Below are 17,201 nucleotides of genomic sequence, written 5' to 3'. Positions count from 1 at the left end.
CACCGGGGTTCGTCGACGCCTCACCGCACAACCCACCTCGTGAAGGAGCATTTCATGATCAAACCACCGTGGATACGCAGCGTCAGACGCGCGCTGCTCGCGGCCGGTGCCACCGTCGCACTCGCCGCCGGCCTGCTCACCGCCACGACCACCACCTCGCAGGCCGCCACCCAGCAGCCATGCGACATCTACGCCGCAGGCGGCACTCCCTGCGTTGCCGCACACAGCACCACCCGCGCCCTGTATGCGACGTACAACGGCCCGCTGTACCAGGTCAAGCGTGCCTCCGACAACGCGACCAAGGACATCGGCCTGCTGAGCGCCGGCGGTGTCGCCGACGCCGCCCAGCAGGACTCCTTCTGCGCGAACACCAGCTGCGTCATCACCGTCATCTACGACCAGTCCCCCAAGGGCAACAACCTCACCCAGGCACCCGGGGGCGGAGCCGCCGGCGGGCCGGACAACCTGGCCAACGCCTTCGAGGCGCCGGTCACTGTCGGCGGACACAAGGCGTACGGCGTCTACATCGCCCCCGGCACCGGCTACCGGAACAACAACACCAACGGCATCGCCACCGGCGACCAGCCCGAGGGCATGTACGCGATCTTCAACGGCAAGCACTTCAACGGCGGCTGCTGCTTCGACTACGGCAACGCCGAGACCAACAGCCTGGACACCGGCAACGGCCACATGGAGGCCCTCTACTTCGGCAACAACAAGGGCTGGGGCTGGGGCAGCGACAACGGCCCCTGGGTCATGGCCGACCTGGAGAACGGCCTGTTCTCCGGGGTCAACCGCGGATTCAACGCCAATGACCCGAGCGTCGACCACCGGTTCCTGACCGCCATGCTCAAGGGCGGCGCGAACCAGTGGGCCCTCCGCGGCGGCGACGCCCAGTCGGGCGGCCTGTCCACCTTCTACAACGGAATACGCCCCACCGTCTCCGGCTACAACCCGATGCACAAGGAAGGCGCGATCATCCTCGGCATCGGAGGTGACAACAGCAAGTGGGCCCAGGGCACCTTCTATGAAGGCGTCATGACCTCGGGCTACCCCTCGGACGCCACCGAGAACGCCGTACAGGCCAACATCACCGCCGCCGGCTACGACGGCGGCTCGACCAGCACCGGCTCACTGACCCCCGGCTCCCGGATCTCCCTGAAGGCCACCACCTCGCCCTGCTGCACCTCGCACTACCTGCGCCACAACGACGCCGACACCAAGGTCGTCATCTCCAGCATCAACTCCACCAGCTCGGCCACCGACAAGGCCGACGCCACCTGGATCGTCCGCGCGGGCCTGGCCAACGCCTCCTGCCTGTCCTTCGAGTCCGCCAACAAGCCAGGCCAGTTCCTGCGCCACTTCAACTACCAGCTCAACCTGAACTTCGACAGCGGCTCCAGCGCCTTCGCGCAGGACGCCACCTTCTGCCCCACCGCGGGCAACAGCGGGGTCGGCACCTCCCTCCAGTCCGTCAACTTCCCGACCAAGTACATCCGTCACTACAACTACACGGCCTACATAGCGAGCAACGGCGGTACCAACGCCTGGGACGCCACGAAGTCGTGGGCCCAGGACACCAGTTGGCTCACCGCATCTCCCTGGAGCTGACAGCAGCCGAGCCTCTCTGAGCGCCTCCAGCAGCGAGCACTGCAGTCCTGCACAAGCGCGTGGAGGCCGTGCTCGCTCAGGCCCGGCTGCGCTACCAAGACGCCGAGGCCCGCCGTGCCGGCCTGCCGCCGAACGTGGCCGCACGGGTCACCTCCATCGACCCCGAGGCGACCACCGTCGAACTCGTCAACCTCTCACCCGAGGCCGAGCGCACGGTGATCGTCCAGGCCGGCGCCTTCGCCGAGCACACCATCACCACCGTCCGCTACACCACCTGCTGCTGACGATCGGCGTCCGCACCGAAAGGACCCTGACCTCGCGATGACACTCGCAGTCCGTTACAAACCCGTCACCTCCATCATCCGCCAGGTGTCAGCAGTGCTTGCGATGGCTTGCTCCGCAGCGCTGCTGACATCCCTCACGACGCCGACCCCGGCCTCGGCCGCGACCCAGGCGACGTACTACGTCGCCCCCAACGGCGACGACGCCAACGCCGGGACGATCACCGCACCGTTCAAGACCCTGCAGCACGCCCGGGACGTCGTGCGCACGGTCAATCGCAACATGACCGGAGACATCAACGTCTATCTCCGCGGCGGCAACTACCCGGTGACCAGCACCATCGACTTCACCTCAGCCGACTCCGGAACGAACGGCCACCATGTCGTGTACGCCGCCTACCAGAACGAGAAGCCGGTGCTGAACGGAGGCGTTCAGGTGACCGGCTGGAGACAGCACAGCGGGAACATATGGAAGGCCACGCTCAACCGCGACCACAAGCTCCGCGCCCTCTACGTCAACGGCAAGCGCGCCCAGATGGCCTCGAAGACGATCAACTCGGCCGGATGCTACGGGACCTACACCGTCACGGCCGGCCAGGCGCCCTGGGCCTGGGAGTCGGGTTCGCAGTGCGACGGGGCCAAGTACAGCCTCTCCGATCTGCCCGCCGTCGCGTCCAACCAGGACGATGTCGAGATCGCGTCGGCGTCGACCTGGAACACGGCGATCGTGGGCGTACGTCAGATCACCACGAGCTCGGACGGCGCCAATCGCGTGGCCCTGTTCCAGCAGCCGGGTGCGGCCATCGCCCAGGGGTCGCCGTACGGCAAGTTCAACCCCGGCGGCAGCCACACCTTCATGAACGCGTACGAGTTCCTGGACCGGCCGGGCGAGTTCTACTTCGACAAGACGAATCACACGCTGTACTACTACAAGGCCGGCTCCGAGGACATGACCACGGCGAAGGTCTTCGCGCCGAACAACGTGTCCACCCTCCTCAAGATCGCCGGCACGTCCACGACCGACCACGCGCGGAACATCACCTTCTCCGGGCTCACCGTCGAGCACTCGGACTGGAATCTGGTCGACGTCGCGGGTTCCGTCTTCCGGCAGGGCCAGCAGGGCAACGCCAGCTCGACCGTGTACTCGAGGAAGAACTTCCACGCGTACACCTACCGCAACGTCGACCTGCCGCCGGGGATCATCCAGATCGAGAACGCGGACGGGATCGTCCTGCAGCGCAATACGGTGCAGCACACCGGCGCCGACGGGATCACCCTGGCCAACGACGTGACGGACTCACAGTTGACCGGCAACTACACCAATGACATCGCCGGATCCGCCATCACCGTGGGACATCCCCAGCACGTGTACATCGGGGACTACACCTCGACCAACCACGAGAAGTACCCGGTGAACGTCGAGGGCGTCTGCAAGAACATCACCGTCACAGACAACTACCTCTACGACAGCGCGGTCCTGTTCCAGGGGTCCAGCCCTGTATCGGCGTACTTCGTCGATTCCCTGTCCGTGCAGCACAACCGGATCGAGAAGTCCCCGTGGGCGGGCATCACCCTCGGCTGGGGATGGTGGAACTTCGACGGATCGACGAACTCGATCCGCCCCGGCGTGCCGACCACCACGGCAAGGAACAACACCATCAGCCACAACCAGATCGTCGACACAATGCAGGTGCTCGGCGACTCAGCGCCCATCTACACGCTGGGCAGCCAGCCTGGAACCGAAATCAGCAACAACTACATCCAGGGCGTTCCGGCCGGCCACAAGTACGGGATGCACCCCGACGAAGGCTCCGCCTACCTCAACGAGCACGACAACGTGCTCGACGTCGACCCGGGCGTGTACTTCGCCATCAACTCCGGCACCTGGGGCCGGCAGCACGACCTGAGCATCACCAACACCTACGGCACAGTGAACAAGATCGCCAGCAAGAGCGTCCCCAACAGCACCATCCAGGACGTGCGCGCGTACTCGGACAACGTGTGGCCGTCACAGGCGTACGACATCGCCGTGAAGTCCGGTCTGGAGGACGCCTACAAGGACCTCGTCCCCGAGAGCAACCTGGGCCTGCAGGACTACGCCCTGCCCGCGAGCACGTTCACCGGCAAGGGCGTGTCGTCCATCCCCGTCCGCACCCTCGGTGATGCGGCCAGGACGCTCTGGTTGGCTCCCTCCGGTACGACGACGTTCGCCGTCGGCCCCACCATGACGAAGGCAGCCGGAACCGCGACGACCATCAACGTCCCACCGACGGTCGGCGACTACCGCCTCTACGTCGTGGACGCCCGGGGGAACGCATCCCCCGCCTCGAAGTCGCTCGTACGGCAGCGTTGGGCCTACGTCGACGACAAGGACTCCACTCCCACCTACTCCTCCGGCTGGTCGAACTGGAACGACTCGCAGGACTTCAAGGGATCCGAGAAGTTCACGAACAGGGCGGGCGACTACGTCCAGTACTCGTTCACCGGCTCGGGCGTGCGGTATCTCAGCATGAAGCAGCCGAACATGGGCAAGGTCGACGTCTACATCGACGGCGCCGTGGTGCAGTCGGGCATCGACGCCTATTCCTCGACGGTGACGAAGCAGGTGCCGCTGTTCGAGAAGACGGATCTCGCGGCAGGACCCCACACGATCAAGGTCGTGTGCACCGGAACCAAGAACGCGTCGGCTTCCAACACCGTCTGCGCGCTGGACGCGTTCGCCTCCATCCCCTTCCCCTCCAAGAACGCGTTCTACAAGGTCCTCAACAAGAACAGCGGCAAGACGATCGACGTCTCGGGCGGATCGACCTCCGCCGGGGCGAATGTCCTCCAGTGGAACGACACCGGAGCGCAGAACCAGCACTGGCGGTGGGTCTCTGTCGGTGACGGCAGCTACGAGATCGTCAACCGGAACAGCGGTCTGTTGCTGGACGTCACCAGCGGGTCCACCACGGATGGCGCGACCATCGTCCAGCAGCTCGACAACAACGGTGCGAGCCAGCACTGGACACTGATCGCCAGTGGGAACGGCTACTACAAGATCAAGAATGTGAACAGCGGCAAGCTGCTCTCCGTGTCCGGCTCCTCGACCGCAGCAGGCGCTCAGCTCGTTCAGACGACGGACACGAACGCCGACAGCCAACTGTGGCAGGCGGTGAACCTGGACTGACCCCCTCCGCGCCACGGGTCGCACACCCCAACTCACCCGCCTCGGTGTGCTGCTGCGGCGGACCAAGGGAGGCGAAGGACCCGAGGGACGGTCCTTGCGGACGCGGGCCGGCACCGTCCCCGTGAACCTCTGCCACCGCGTACTCGCATCGGAATGCACCTCCCTCAGATGTGATGGCTCTCAACCAAGGACGGACATCGTGGACATCACCAGAAGACAGCTCGGCCGGCTCGCCGCGGTCGGCACCGGGGCTCTCCTCCTGCCGGGCCTGCTGCCACCGAGCGGGGCGGCGGCGGCCACACCACCGGCCGGTACGTGGGGCGATCAGGGCGACGGCACCTACGTCAACCCCGTCCTCCCGGGCGACTTCAGCGACTGGGACTGCATTCGGGTCGGCTCCGACTACTACGGCATCACCAGCACGTTCGGGTACTCGCCCGGCGTGGCCGTGCTGCACTCGAAGGACCTGGTCAACTGGCGCACGCTCGGCGGCGCGGTGGGTGATCTCACCAGCATCGGACCAGCGCTGAACTGGGACCGGATGAACCGCTACGGCCGTGGCGTGTGGGCCGGGGCCATCCGCTTCCACGCGGGCCGGTACTGGGTGTACTTCAACACGCCCGACGAAGGCTTCTTCATGTCGTCGGCCCCGTCGCCGGCCGGGCCGTGGGATCCGCTGACGGCGGTGTGGCGGACCTCCGGCTGGGACGACCCGTGCCCGTTCTGGGACGACGACGGCCAGGGATACCTGGTCACCACGCACTACTCGGACGGCTACAAGATCCACCTGTTCAAGCTGTCCGAGGACGGCAAGTCACTGGTCGGCCCGTCCACGGTCATCCACCAGTCCCCGGGCAGCGAGGCCAACAAGCTGTACAAGATCAACGGCCTCTACTACCACCTGTACAGCGAGGTGAAGTCCGAGGGCCGGGTGCTCATGATGAACCGCGGCTCCAGCCTCACCGGCCCGTTCGAGACCAAGCAACTGGAGCACGTCAACACCTCGGTGGACCGCGAGCCCAACCAGGGCGGGCTGGTCCAGGCTCCGAACGGCACCTGGTACTTCGTGACCCACCACGGCCACGGCGACTGGGAGGGACGGCCGCTGTCCCTGCTGCCGGTGACCTGGGTGGACGGCTGGCCGATCCTGGGCCAGGTGGGCGCGGACGGCATCGGCAACATGGTGTGGACGGGCCAGGTGCCCGCCGGCGGCACCCCCGGCCTGCCGGTCCACGCGCTGCCTTCCGTGGTGACCAGCGACCTGTTCACCGACACCCGCATCAAGCCGCAGTGGGAGTGGTACTACCAGCCGCGCGCGGACCACTGGTCGTTGACCGAACGTCCCGGCTACCTGCGGCTGAAGGCGTTCGCGCCGCTGGCAGCCGACAACCTGACCAAGGTGGGCAACACCCTCACCCAACGGGTGCTGCGCAATGCGGGCGGCGCGACGGTGACCGTCCGCCTCGAACTGGACGGCCTCGCCGACGGCCAGCACGCCGGGCTGTGCCACTACGCGGCCACCTACGCCGGGCTGGGCGTCCGGCGCTCGGGGACCACCACCACGCTCGCGCACAACGTCGGCGGCACCCTGACCAACGGTCCGGCGATCACCCAGAACGCCGTATGGCTGCGCACCTCCTGGGACGTCAGCGGAGTCAGCCGGTTCTCCTACAGCCTCGACGGGAACACGTTCACCTCGTTCGGCGGCACTTACCAGCTCACCTGGGGCGGCTACCGCGGTGACCGGGTCGGCATCTACACCTACAACCCCAACGGCACCGGCCACGTCGACGTCGACTCGGTGCAGTACACCATCGCACCCACCAGGGCCTACAAGTGCGTCAGCGCGCGCAGCGGCAAGGTCGCCGACGTCTCCCGCGCCTCGAATGCGGACGGCGCCACAGTCCTGCAGTGGCCCGACACCGGCAAAGCGAACCAGCACTGGGCCTTCCAGTCCACAGCGGACGGCTACCACACCATCACCTGCGTCGGCAGCGGCAAGGTGCTCGACGTGGCAGGGTCCTCGACGGCGGACGGCGCGCCGGTCGTGCAGACGACCGCCGACGGCCGCACGAGCCAGCAGTGGCAGCTGCGCCCGCAGAGCGGCGGCGAATTCGTCCTGGTCAACCGCAACAGCGGCAAGGTGCTCGACGTCAAAGGGGGCAGCACGGCCGACGGCGCCGCACTGATCCAGTACCGCGACGTCGGCAGCTCCAACCAGCGATGGACCTTCCACCGCGTCACCGGCTAGGGACAATGCGGTCTGCCCTGGGTCTGATGGAGCCGGGGCGCTGGAGAATTGACCGTACCAGCAGTCTCCGGAGGCCGTCATGCCCCGCAGCTCTCCGCCCTGGAGGCGTACTTGCCTGTTTTACGGGCATGCCCGACACGGATAACAGCACCTGGAGGCCGCTCGACTCCCGCGGGGACTGCAACCCTGGGCACCCCGCGCCCGCTCCGGATGCGGGGTGGCGACATCGTGGATCGCCGTGTTCCTCTCCACCATGCCCAACAGCCGCATCAGCGTGAGCGGATCGTCGGTCTCGACCCCTCGATCAGCATCCAGCCAGCGCTTCATCGCCCCCCGGCGACCGCCGCGCTGTCCCGCAGGAACCCCGCGAAGGCCTCGGCGGCCGGGGTCAGGGCGTGGTCGCTCATGCGTACCAGGAGGATGCGGCGCACCGGGGCCGGGGGCAGGAGCGGCAGGACGCTGACGCCTCCTCGGATACCTTCCAGGGCGAGGGTGGGGGCGAGGGCGACGCCGATGCCGGCGGCGACCATGGCCTGGGCCTCCTGGTAGTCGTGGGCCTCGTAGGCGATCTGCGGCTCGAAGCCGACCGCGCGGCAGCTTCGGGTGAGAGCCTCGGCCACCGGGTGGTGGTCGGCACGGGTGATCCACGCATCGTCGGCGAAGTCGGCGAGGGCGGCCGAAGACCGGCCGGCGAGAGGGTGGTCCTTGCCGACCAGGAGTGCCGGAGGGTCGTCGACGAGCGAGGTGACGACGATGTCCTCGCGGTCGATGCGATTCCAGTCGTAGTCCCACATCAGGGACATCTCGATCTCGCGGTTCTCCAACATTGCCCACAGCCCCGCGATTCGGGCGCTGCGCACCGTCAGCCGTACGTCGGGGTGTGTCTGGCGAAAGGCGATCACTGCCCGCGGGAGGAGGGAAGCGCCGACGGTGGGGAAGGTTCCGACGCGGAGCGTGCCCGCTCGCAGTCCCGCGAAGTCGGCGAGTTCGTTCTCCGCGGCCGTCAGTTCACGCTCGATCCGCTCTCCCCGCTCGGCCAGCGCGCGCCCCGCGTCGGTGAGTGTGACGCCCCGCGCATGACGCTCGAGGAGCGGTTGCCCGGCCTCCGCCTCCAGGCGGCTGACCTGCTGCGACACCGCTGACGGCGTGTAGTTGAGGGCTCGCGCGGTCGCCGTGACCGAACCCCGCCTGGCGACCTCGGTGAACAGCAGGATGCGCCGGACATCGAGCATCTCGCCACCTCCAGCATTTACTTCAACTTAATACCCATGCAGATTTCCGAGATTGTACTTCACGCTCTCCGCACCCACTGTGGATCGCACCGGGCACGGAAGTGCCGTCGGGGTTTCCACAAGGAGTCTGTTGTGTTGCGTCTGCAGGGCGAGATGATCCGCGGAGGTACCAGCAAGTGCTGGATCTTCGACCACCACGACGTGGTGGCGACCGGCGTGGACACCGACACCCTGCTGCTCGCCGCTTACAACGCCGCCGACCCCCGCCAGATCGACGGCGTCGGCGGTGCCTCCTCCACCACCTCCAAGGCGGCGATCGTCCAGGCCTCGACGAAGTCCGGCGTCGACGTCGAGTACGCCTTCGCGCAGGTCGGCATCGGCGACGAGCGCGTGGAGTGGGCCAGCAACTGCGGCAACTGCGCCACCGCCGTCGCCCTGTACGCCGTCCACAACGGCCTGGTACCGCTCACGTCGGACTCCACGACGGTGCGGATGCTCAACATCAACACCGGCGCCCGGCTCAGCGGCACCATCCCCACCCCCGGGCGGGCCGCCCCCGACGCGGGGACGGCCCGGGTGCCGGGCACCGCCGCGCTCGGGGTGCCGGTGCTCCTCGGCTTCGAGGATCCTGCGGGTACGTCGACCGGCAGGGTCCTGCCGACCGGCCACGCCCTGGACACCCTGACCGGGAGCATCGGCACCGTCGAGGTGTCCCTGGTCGACGCCGGCGCCCCTGCGGCGTTGTTCGAGGCCAAGGCGTTCGGACTCGACGGCACCGAGTCCCTCGGCGACTTCGCCTCAACGGTGCCCGCCCTCACCGTGCTGCGCAGGCAGGCCGCCCTGGCCATGGGACTGGCCGAGGAGACCGACCCCGTCAGCCACGCCGTCCCGAAGGTGGGAGTGGTCGCCCGTCCTGTCGCCTACCGCACGACCGATGGCACACACGTCCCACAGGACGAGTACGACCTGGCCGTGCGCATGGTCTCCATGCACGCCCCCCACCCGGCGATCGGCCTCACCTCGGCCGTCGCCGTGGCCACCGCAGCCGCCATCCCCGGCACCCTCGCCCACCGCGTAGCCCGGCAGACCGCCGATGGGACCTTGCGCCTGGGCACCCCGGCCGGTGTCATCACCGCCCGAGCCGTCCCAGCAGCGGAGGGCGCCTCCCCCACGGTGCTGCTGCACCGCGCCGCCCGCCGTATCGCCCGAGCCGAACTCCTCGTTCCCGTCCTGGAAGGACGCCCCGCATGAGCCGCAACGACGCTGCCCCGGGTACCGTCAACGCCCCACCCAGCCGCCTGCGCCGGCTGCTGTCCCTGCTCTACGTCCAGTGCCTGATCGGCGTCCTGGCCGGGGCAGCCGTCGGCTGGCTGTGGCCTTCCTTCGGAGCCGATCTCAAACCCCTGGGCGACGGGTTCATCGCGCTGGTCCGCATGATGATCGCGCCCGTCATCTTCTGCACCGTCGTCCACGGCATCGCCTCCATGGGCAACGCGCGCGCCGTCGGCCGGGTCAGTCTCAAGGCGCTGATCTACTTCGAGGTCCTGACGACCGTCGCCATGGTGATCGGTCTGGTCGTCGTGAACGTCGTCCAGCCCGGCAGCGGGCTGCACGTCGACCCCTCGACCCTGTCGACCAAGGGGCTGCCGCCGGAGGCGACCGCGAGCCACGACAGCGTCGCCGCTTTCGTCCTCTCCACGATCCCCGACACCCTGCTCAGCGCGCTGACCGGCCACGAGATCCTGCCCGTGCTGCTGGTCTCGGTGCTGTTCGGCTTCGGCCTGAACGCCGCCGGCGAGGCGGGTGCGGGGATCACCCAAGGCATCGAGAAGCTCTCCAAGATCCTGTTCACGCTCATCCGGTGGATCATGCGGCTGGCCCCGATCGGCGCCTTCGGCTCCATGGCCTTCACCATCGGCAACTACGGCCTGGACACCCTGCGCCACCTCTTCCTGCTGGTCGGCTCCTTCTGGCTCACCGCCCTGTTCTTCGTCCTGGTTGTGCTCGGCGCCGTCATGCGCTTCAACGGACTGCGGCTGCTGCCCTTCCTGCGCTACATCAAGGAGGAGCTGCTGATCGTCCTGGGCACATCGTCCTCTGAGCCGGTGCTGCCGCGTCTGATGGCCAAGCTCCAGCACGCGGGCGCCTCGAAGCCGGTCGTCGGGATCACGCTGCCCGCCGGGTACTCCTTCAACCTCGACGGCACCGCCATCTACCTGACTATGGGCTCGGTCTTCCTCGCCCAGGCCCTCGGCATCGACCTCAGCCTCACCCAGCAGCTGTCCATGCTCGCCATCATGCTGCTCACCTCCAAGGGCGCGGCCGGTGTCACCGGCTCCGGGTTCATCGCCCTGGCGGCCACCCTCAGCGCCGTCCCGCACGTCCCCGTCGCCGCCCTCGCGCTGATCTTCGGCATCGACCGCTTCATGTCGGAGGCCCGAGCCCTGACCAGCGTGGTCGGCAACAGCGTCGCCACTCTCGCGGTGGCCAAGTGGGAGGGACAGCTCGACGAGGAGCGCGTCAAGGCCGTCCTCAGTGGCGCCCTCCCGTTCACCGCCGGGCCCGAGGGTGACCACACCCCCGAGCCGCAGGCAGAACCGACACCCGACGCGAAACCCGACGGGGTCGAGGAAACCGACCCGAAGACGGCGACCGGGACGGACCGTGAGCCGGTGCCCGTCGCCGGCTGACACACCCCACTGACGGCCGGTCCGGAGCGTCGGCTCCGGACCGACCCCCTTTTCAGGTTTCCTCGAAGCCCCGTCGCCCGGCCGCCGGCGACGGCGTCACCATGACGGCCGATGACATCGGCACCGTCAATAACCCGTCCGGTGCCCGCCCGTCGTCTGCCGACCGGGCCGGCAGACGACACTCGGCGGTCGAGGTTCAGCGCCTCTCACGTACCAGGTGGACGAGCGTCCGGCTGCGGGTGCGCCGGTACTTCTGCGACAGGAAGAGCCGTTCCCGCACGACGTTCGTCGAGCAGGTGCGGGCCTGTCCACGCGCCACCGCCGTTCCAGTACCGGGCTGGCGGGCTGGCTGCGGTCGATCGCTATCGAGCTCGGCGTCCCGCCGCACGGCTGTGCCGCCGACTGCGGCTGACCGCGGGCCGGACGCGGCTGCTCAGCCTGTTGACGGCGCCGGCGTACCGGACCGTGCGCCGCGGGTACTGGGGGCGGACGAGTTCGCCTTCCGAAAGGGCTGCACATACGGCACCGTGCGCCCCCAACGCCCTCGAAGTCGTTGATCGCCGGCACCTGCTGCAGAACCTGTCCACCGCCGCGGAGAAGACCTGCCACCAGCACCGCGACTGCCTGCGCAAGCGGTCCGAGGAGGAGCCGGTGGCCGAGGTACCCGAGGTCGCCCCGATGCTGTCACCGCCCGCGGAACTGCCCTGCACCCAGATCATCGAACGCACCCGCCACCGCTACGAGGACATGCACCGCCTGCTGGAGAAACGCTGGACGATCAGCGCGTGGTCGATCAGTCTGACACCGACGAGTATTCAGGTCGGCCCGATGGTCACCAGCGCGCCGCCGAAGAGGACCAGGTACACCACAGGCAGCAGCCCGATGGTCACCTCCCCTTGCCGTTCACGGCGAAGGTTGTTGTCATTGTTGAAGGCTCCGAGGGTGACGGACTGGGCATTCATCTCCTGCTCATTCCGCACGGCGGAGCCATCAGTCCTTCGGTGGCGCCGTGCTCTCCCGTACGGTGAGGGTCGTCGCGATCTCCAGCCCGGTCTGGGGTGCTTGCTCACCGCGGCCGAGGGTCAGTGCGAGTTCGGTCGCCGCGATGGCCATCTCGGTCAGCAGCTGGTGGACGGTGGTCAATGGCGGGTCCACCCACGAGACCGCCCGCAGGTCGTCGAAACCGACCACGCTCAGGTCCTCGGGAATGCGCAGGCCGGCTTCGCGCGCGGCCTGGTAGACCCCGAGCGCCAGGAGGTCGTTCGCGGCGAAGATCGCGGTGGGGCGGTCGGGCCGGGACAGCAGGTCGCGCGCCGCGGTGTAGCCGTCCTCCCGGGTGAGCTTGGCTTGGACCACGAGGTCCGGATCGGCCGGCAGACCGGCGGCCTTCAGCGCCGAGCGGTAGCCGTCCAGCCGGGCAACGCAGCACAGCACGTCCTGCGGTCCGCTGATCATCGCGATGCGGCGATGGCCCAGCTCGGTCAGGTGGCGGGTCGCGGCCCGGCCGCCGGACCAGTTGGTGGCGCCGACGGAGGGGACGTCGTCCGGCAGTTCACGGGTCGGACCGAAGACGACGAACGGAATGCCCTTCGCCTGTAGCTGCTCGCGCTCGGCCTCGGAGAGCTGCGCCACCGACAGCACGCAGTTAGGGCGGCGGGCCACGGTGTCGTCCCAGGCTGGAGCGGGCGAGTCGTGCAGGCCGAAGCGCGAGACCATCAGCCCCACGCGGTGCTTGCTGGCCACCCGCTCCACGCCCCGGATGATCTCCACGGCCCACATGCTCTCCAGCTCGCGGAACACCAGCTCCACCACGTTGTTGCGGTTGGCCCCCGAAAGCTTGCGGTAGCCGTACCGGTCGACCAGCTCCTCGACGCGGGCACGGGTGCCGGGCGACACCCCCGACTTGCCGTTGAGCACCTTCGAGACGGTCGGAACCGATACGCCCGCCGACTCGGCGCTGTACGCGATCGGTTGCGGCGTGGGGTCGAGGGCTGTGTCGCGCCCGAGCGTGTCGTGGCGCGGCAGGCGAGGATGTGTTCGCCGACGGAAGAGGGCGTCCGCTGTCGATCGCCTGGGTGACCGCGGATGCCGCCTACGGCCAGGAGTGGCGCTTTCGCCGGATGCTGGAAGAAGCCTCAGTCGGCTACGTGCTTGCCGTCCCGAAGTCCCAGCTGGTGCCCCGCTTTGGCCGGATCGACCATCTCTTCAGCCAGGCGCCGGATGAGGCGTGGGAGCAACGTTCGTGCGGCGACGGCGCCAAGGGCCCGCCCGGTGCGCGGATCACCGAGGCTCACGGCCCCCATCTGGCAGGGCATCCTCGCTGAGCGCCGCCACTCAGTGACCTCGTGCAATCCAGTCGGCGAGGTGGGGAGCTTCAGCGCCGATGGTGGTGGGCTGTCCGTGCCCGGTGCGCGCTTCCGTGGCCGGTGGCAGCACAAGGAGGCGGTCCCGGATCGAGCGGATGATGGTCGGGAAGTTCGAGTACGACCGACCGGTCGCTCCTGGACCCCCCGCAATCAGCGTGTCGCCCGTGAAGACGGTGTTGAGCGAGGGCAGGTACAGGCAGATGGCCCCGGGCGTGTGCCCAGGGGTGTGCAGCACTTGCAGTTCCGTGCCCGCGACGGGGATGCGCTGGTTGTCGGAGAGGTAACCGCCGGGGTCGTGGTCGGGGTGGGTGTGCTTCCACAGCAGCCGGTCGTCCAGGTGGACGAGGACGGGCGCGCCGGTGGCCTTGGCGAGGGCGGGAGCCGCGTTGATGTGGTCGTTGTGGGCATGGGTACACACGATGGCGGTCAGACGGCGGTCTCCGACGGCACGGGCGATGGCCTCCGCGTCGTGGGCGGCGTCGATGACGACCGCCTCGTGGTCGTCGCCGACGATCCAGACGTTGTTGTCGACGTTCCAGGTGCCGCCGTCCAGACTGAAGGTGCCTGAGGTGATGACGTGCTCGATGCGGACGCCGGTCATCACAGCATCACCACCGAACGCAGGACGTCGCCCCGGTGCATATGGACGAAGGCGTCCTCGACCTCGTCCAGGGCGATCGTCTCGGTGACGAAGGCGTCCAGGTCCAGCCGACTCTGCAGGTAGAGGTCGATGAGCATCGGGAAGTCGCGGGAGGGCAGGCAGTCGCCGTACCAGGAGGACTTCAGGGCTCCGCCGCGGCCGAAGACGTCCAGCAGCGGCAGCTCGAGCGTCATCTCCGGGGTGGGCACCCCGACCAGGACCACCGTGCCGGCGAGGTCGCGGGCGTAGAAGGCCTGCCGGTAGGTTTCCGGTCGGCCGACGGCCTCGATGACGGTGTCGGCGCCGAACCCGCCGGTCAGCTCGCGGATCGCCTCGACCGGGTCGGTCTCCTTGGAGTTGACGGTGTGGGTGGCGCCCAGGCTCTTGGCGGTGGCCAGCTGGCGGTCGTCGATGTCGACGGCGATGACCTTGGCCGCACCAGCCATATGGGACCCGACGATCGCGGCATCCCCGACGCCACCGCAGCCGATGACGGCCACCGTGTCTCCTCGGCCGACGTTGCCGGTGTTGATCGCCGCGCCGATGCCGGCCATCACCCCGCAGCCGAGCAGACCGGCCGCGGCCGGTGAGGCGGCCGGGTCGACCTTCGTGCACTGCCCGGCGGCGACCAGCGTCTTCTCGGCGAAGGCTCCGATACCGAGGGCGGGCGAGAGCTCGGTGCCGTCCAGGAGAGTCATCTTCTGTGCGGCGTTGTGGGTGTCGAAGCAGTACTGGGGGCGTCCGCGCCGGCAGGCGCGGCAGCGGCCGCACACGGCGCGCCAGTTGAGGATGACGAAGTCGCCGCGTTGGACGTCCGTCACTGAGGGGCCGACTTCTTCGACGACGCCGGCCGCCTCGTGCCCGAGGAGGAAGGGGAAGTCGTCGTTGATGCCCCCGTCGCGGTAGTGCAGGTCGGTGTGGCAGACACCGCACGCCTGGACTTTCACCCCAGCCTCTCCCGGGCCCGGGTCGGGCACGACGATCGTCTCGACGGCTACCGGCTCGCCTTTGGCGCGGGCAACGACACCGCGTACATGGTGGGGCATGGAGGTGGTCCTCTCGCTGTGCGCTGTGGGTGGGTGGGACGGGGTGCGGTTGCCGGAGGTCACCTTGCGGGCCGCACGGTGACGGGGAGCGCTGCCCAGGAGCGCAGGGTGTTGTTGAGATGGCGGCGGGGTTCGGTGAGCTCGATGCGTTCCACGCGGCGGGCGAGGGCGGTCAGCAGGGCCTCGGCCTCCAGGCGGGCGACGTGCTGGCCGACGCACTGGTGGATGCCCATGCCGAAGCCGACGTGGCCGGAGGGGTCCCGGGTGAGGTCGAAGCGGTCGGCATCGAGCCAGCGGGCCGGGTCGCGGTTGGCGGCGCCGAGGAACATGAGGATCTTCGTGCCCTCGGGGATGAGGGCGCCGGCAATGGTGACGTCGGTGGTAGCGGTACGGAAGAAGGTCTGCACGGGTGACTGCCAGCGCACCGCTTCGTCGAACGCCACACGTGCCAACTCGGGTCGCTCGCACAGTCGTTGCCACTGGTCGGGGTGGGTGGCGAAGGCGTAGAGGGTGGCGGCGAGGCCGTGGACGGTGGTGCCGACGCCGGCGGTGAGCAGGGAGCGCACCACCAGGGGTGCCTGGGTGTGCGTGAGGTCGCCGCGGTCGGCGGCTGCCCAGATACGGGAGCCGAAACCGTCCTCGCTCAGCGCCTCGCGGGCGCACTGGGCGTTCACCCAGGCCGACAACTCGGCCGCCCTGTCAGCGTCGGCCTTAACGAGGTCGTTGGCCGGCCCGAAGGCGTTGAGGGCCATGTTGCCGTAAGGCAGAAGGTTGTCCCGTCCCTCGGGCCCCAGCCCGACGGCGTCGGGGAACACACGTAGCGGAAACGCACTGGCCAGGTCCGTGAAGGCGTCGAACTGCCTGCCCCGGTCGGCCAGTACGGTGTCGACGAGTTCCTCGGCGACCGTCTGCCACGTCGCGCGCAGTTGCCGCAGGGCGGGTGGTGCGAGGATCTCGCGCAGGACACGGCGCGGGGCGTCGTGGTGCGGCGGATCGGCTTCCAGCAGCAGGCTCGGCGGCTGCCAGGGTTTCTCGTGACGGAAGTTGGCCAGTCCGACGCCGGCGGCGGACTGGAAGGTCTGCCAGTCGACCAGGGCGGCGTGCACCTCGCGGTAGCGGGCCAGCGCGTACACGTTGTAGCGGGTCAGGTGGACGACGGGACCGGCTTGCCGCAACTGCTGGTGCAGCGGCTCGGGTTGTGCCAGATGTTCGGCGGCGAAGGGGTCCGCGTCACTCGTGGGGAGCGAGAAGGCCGGGGCCGGTGCGTGGGTCATGGCGGCTCCAAACGGAAAAGGGCACGAGGCACGGGGGCATGTCTGCGGGTGCTGCTCAGAGGTCGAGGACTAGGCGGTCACCGCGGGAGCGGGACACGCACGGGAGCATGCAGTCGTTCGCGGCCCGTTCGTGGTCGGCGAGGATCGAGTCCCGGTGATCGGGCGTCCCTTCCAGCACCGGCGTGAGGCAGGTGCCGCAGGTTCCCTGCTCGCAGGAGGACAGGACGTCGGCTCCCACCTGTCGTATGGCGTGCAGGACGGAGGTGTCCGGCATGACCGTCACGGTGCGGCCCGTGCGGCGTAGCTCCACCTCGAAGGCGGTCTGGTGGACGGGCTCCGGCAGGGCGCCGGCGGTGCGCTCGGTGCGCAGGCTGTACGGCGGCCAGGCGGCGCAGGCCAGCTCGACGGCCGCCAGCAGCGGCGCCGGTCCGCAGCAGTAGACCTTGGTGCCGGGATCCGGGGTTTCCAGCCACGGGGCCAGGTCCAGAAGGCCGCACTCGTCCTGGGGGCTGATGTGCACTCGGTCACCGTGGGCGGCCGACAGTTCCTCGCGGAACGCCATCGAGGCACGGCTGCGGCCTCCGCCCGTCCTCAACGGGCTGGATGACGGAGTTCTCGGGCATCGTGCACTCCTGTTCTCT

13 protein-coding genes and 2 pseudogenes are annotated in these 17,201 nt (G+C 68.7%); 7 read left to right on the top strand and 8 right to left on the bottom strand.

Features of this window, described 5'->3' with window-relative positions:
• Positions 1-54 precede the first annotated feature (54 nt).
• From P2Q00_RS00715 to P2Q00_RS00700, 4 genes and pseudogenes are all read left to right on the top strand, one after another.
• Complete coding sequence (locus tag P2Q00_RS00715) at positions 55-1,611, top strand: alpha-L-arabinofuranosidase B (RefSeq protein ID WP_275768469.1); 1,557 nt, start codon at positions 55-57, stop codon at positions 1,609-1,611.
• Between the two features lie 71 nt (positions 1,612-1,682).
• A pseudogene (locus P2Q00_RS00710) lies at positions 1,683-1,889 on the top strand (hypothetical protein); the annotation flags it as partial.
• 43 nt (positions 1,890-1,932) lie between these two features.
• Positions 1,933-5,061, top strand: a complete 3,129-nt coding sequence (locus tag P2Q00_RS00705) for an RICIN domain-containing protein (RefSeq protein WP_425579681.1) — start codon at positions 1,933-1,935, stop codon at positions 5,059-5,061.
• 199 nt (positions 5,062-5,260) lie between these two features.
• Entirely contained in the window at positions 5,261-7,312 is a 2,052-nt protein-coding gene (locus P2Q00_RS00700; protein WP_275768465.1) for a family 43 glycosylhydrolase, read from the top strand.
• 323 nt (positions 7,313-7,635) lie between these two features.
• On the opposite strand, the gene P2Q00_RS00695 is transcribed toward P2Q00_RS00700, so the two are convergent.
• Positions 7,636-8,544: a LysR family transcriptional regulator gene (locus P2Q00_RS00695; protein WP_275768464.1), complete on the bottom strand. Its 909-nt coding sequence runs from the start codon at positions 8,542-8,544 to the stop codon at positions 7,636-7,638.
• Between the two features lie 132 nt (positions 8,545-8,676).
• Here P2Q00_RS00695 and P2Q00_RS00690 point away from each other — a divergent pair, with 132 nt between their 5' ends.
• On the top strand, positions 8,677-9,795 hold the full coding sequence (locus P2Q00_RS00690; protein ID WP_275768463.1) for a PrpF domain-containing protein: 1,119 nt from the start codon (positions 8,677-8,679) through the stop codon (positions 9,793-9,795).
• Positions 9,792-11,234 carry a C4-dicarboxylate transporter DctA gene (gene dctA / locus P2Q00_RS00685; protein WP_275768462.1) on the top strand — a complete coding sequence of 481 codons (1,443 nt, stop codon included), beginning with the start codon at positions 9,792-9,794 and terminating at the stop codon, positions 11,232-11,234. Before P2Q00_RS00690 ends, dctA begins: the two co-directional genes overlap by 4 nt.
• A 196-nt stretch (positions 11,235-11,430) precedes the next feature.
• On the opposite strand, the gene P2Q00_RS00680 is transcribed toward dctA, so the two are convergent.
• The 3 genes from P2Q00_RS00680 to P2Q00_RS00670 form a co-directional block, all read right to left on the bottom strand.
• Positions 11,431-11,553: a hypothetical protein gene (locus P2Q00_RS00680; RefSeq protein WP_275768460.1), complete on the bottom strand. Its 123-nt coding sequence runs from the start codon at positions 11,551-11,553 to the stop codon at positions 11,431-11,433.
• A 496-nt stretch (positions 11,554-12,049) separates the two neighbouring features.
• Positions 12,050-12,196 (bottom strand): hypothetical protein, encoded by a 147-nt coding sequence (locus P2Q00_RS00675; protein WP_275768459.1) that lies wholly within the window; start codon positions 12,194-12,196, stop codon positions 12,050-12,052.
• Between the two features lie 28 nt (positions 12,197-12,224).
• Positions 12,225-13,259: a LacI family DNA-binding transcriptional regulator gene (locus P2Q00_RS00670; RefSeq protein WP_275769437.1), complete on the bottom strand. Its 1,035-nt coding sequence runs from the start codon at positions 13,257-13,259 to the stop codon at positions 12,225-12,227.
• Between the two features lie 32 nt (positions 13,260-13,291).
• Between P2Q00_RS00670 and P2Q00_RS00665 the strand changes: the two are divergent.
• Positions 13,292-13,501: pseudogene (locus P2Q00_RS00665) on the top strand (IS701 family transposase); the annotation flags it as partial.
• Between the two features lie 67 nt (positions 13,502-13,568).
• Here the strand turns inward: P2Q00_RS00665 and P2Q00_RS00660 are convergent.
• Genes P2Q00_RS00660 through P2Q00_RS00645 form a run of 4 tightly spaced genes read right to left on the bottom strand, consistent with a single transcriptional unit; the run spans position 13,569 to position 17,122 of the window.
• Positions 13,569-14,201: an MBL fold metallo-hydrolase gene (locus P2Q00_RS00660; protein ID WP_275768456.1), complete on the bottom strand. Its 633-nt coding sequence runs from the start codon at positions 14,199-14,201 to the stop codon at positions 13,569-13,571.
• Positions 14,201-15,286, bottom strand: coding sequence for an S-(hydroxymethyl)mycothiol dehydrogenase (locus P2Q00_RS00655; protein ID WP_275768454.1), 1,086 nt, complete (start codon positions 15,284-15,286; stop codon positions 14,201-14,203). Before P2Q00_RS00655 ends, P2Q00_RS00660 begins: the two co-directional genes overlap by 1 nt.
• Positions 15,287-15,345: 59 nt before the next feature.
• Complete coding sequence (locus P2Q00_RS00650) at positions 15,346-16,560, bottom strand: cytochrome P450 (protein WP_275768453.1); 1,215 nt, start codon at positions 16,558-16,560, stop codon at positions 15,346-15,348.
• Between the two features lie 55 nt (positions 16,561-16,615).
• Complete coding sequence (locus P2Q00_RS00645) at positions 16,616-17,122, bottom strand: flavin reductase family protein (protein WP_275768451.1); 507 nt, start codon at positions 17,120-17,122, stop codon at positions 16,616-16,618.
• Between the last annotated feature and the right edge of the window lie 79 nt (positions 17,123-17,201).

Source organism: Streptomyces coacervatus (genome assembly GCF_029223485.1).
Taxonomy (GTDB): Bacteria; Actinomycetota; Actinomycetes; order Streptomycetales; family Streptomycetaceae; genus Streptomyces; species Streptomyces coacervatus.
The sequence above is the reverse complement of the archived record's forward strand: the minus strand, read 5'-3'. Positions and strand labels throughout refer to the sequence as shown.

Bases quoted from the DNA above. Each gene is read 5' to 3' on its own strand.
- P2Q00_RS00715 (WP_275768469.1), top strand. From the start codon at position 55: ATGATCAAACCACCGTGGATACGCAGCGTCAGACGCGCGCTGCTCGCG.
- P2Q00_RS00645 (WP_275768451.1), bottom strand. From the start codon at position 17,122: ATGGCGTTCCGCGAGGAACTGTCGGCCGCCCACGGTGACCGAGTGCAC.
- P2Q00_RS00695 (WP_275768464.1), bottom strand. From the start codon at position 8,544: ATGCTCGATGTCCGGCGCATCCTGCTGTTCACCGAGGTCGCCAGGCGG.
- P2Q00_RS00655 (WP_275768454.1), bottom strand. From the start codon at position 15,286: ATGCCCCACCATGTACGCGGTGTCGTTGCCCGCGCCAAAGGCGAGCCG.
- P2Q00_RS00675 (WP_275768459.1), bottom strand. From the start codon at position 12,196: ATGAATGCCCAGTCCGTCACCCTCGGAGCCTTCAACAATGACAACAAC.
- P2Q00_RS00705 (WP_425579681.1), top strand. From the start codon at position 1,933: ATGACACTCGCAGTCCGTTACAAACCCGTCACCTCCATCATCCGCCAG.
- P2Q00_RS00660 (WP_275768456.1), bottom strand. From the start codon at position 14,201: ATGACCGGCGTCCGCATCGAGCACGTCATCACCTCAGGCACCTTCAGT.
- dctA (WP_275768462.1), top strand. From the start codon at position 9,792: ATGAGCCGCAACGACGCTGCCCCGGGTACCGTCAACGCCCCACCCAGC.
- P2Q00_RS00650 (WP_275768453.1), bottom strand. From the start codon at position 16,560: ATGACCCACGCACCGGCCCCGGCCTTCTCGCTCCCCACGAGTGACGCG.